The following is a 412-nucleotide window of genomic DNA, read 5'->3' on the forward strand; positions in this document are numbered from 1 at the left end:
GTGCTCTTGAGTCCGAATACCTGCCAACAACTGAGCCACAGCACTGGACTGTCATGATGACAGGGCTCGGAAGGAATTACGCGATTTAGGACAATACAATGAGAAAATCCGCACTGGCGATAACTTTGGCATCGCTGCTTTCACCTGTCTCTTATCTACAGGCCCAAGAAACCTCCACTGACGAAACCATCGTTGTTACTGCAAACCGTTTTGAGCAAGCCGAAAGCCGTACGTTGGCAGATGTCGAAGTAGTTACTCGACAAGACATCGATCGCATTCAAGCGAAAACCCTACCAGATGTATTGCGTCGCCTTACGGGGATTCAAGTTTCACAAAATGGTGGTCGTGGTCAGTTAGCGTCTTTATTTGTTCGTGGAACCAGTTCCGACCAAGTTTTAGTACTGGTTGATGG

Annotated in this window: 1 protein-coding gene; it reads left to right on the forward strand. The window is 47.8% G+C overall.

The window, feature by feature from the left end; all coding sequences use genetic code 11:
* Window positions 1-98 precede the first annotated feature (98 nt).
* Window positions 99-412, forward strand: a 314-nt coding sequence (locus tag EBL85_RS16925; RefSeq protein ID WP_150132757.1) for a TonB-dependent receptor plug domain-containing protein, incomplete at its 3' end; no start/stop codon positions are given.

It is taken from the genome of Marichromatium sp. AB32 (genome assembly GCF_003718675.1).
Taxonomy (GTDB): domain Bacteria; phylum Pseudomonadota; class Gammaproteobacteria; order Chromatiales; family Chromatiaceae; genus Marichromatium; species Marichromatium gracile.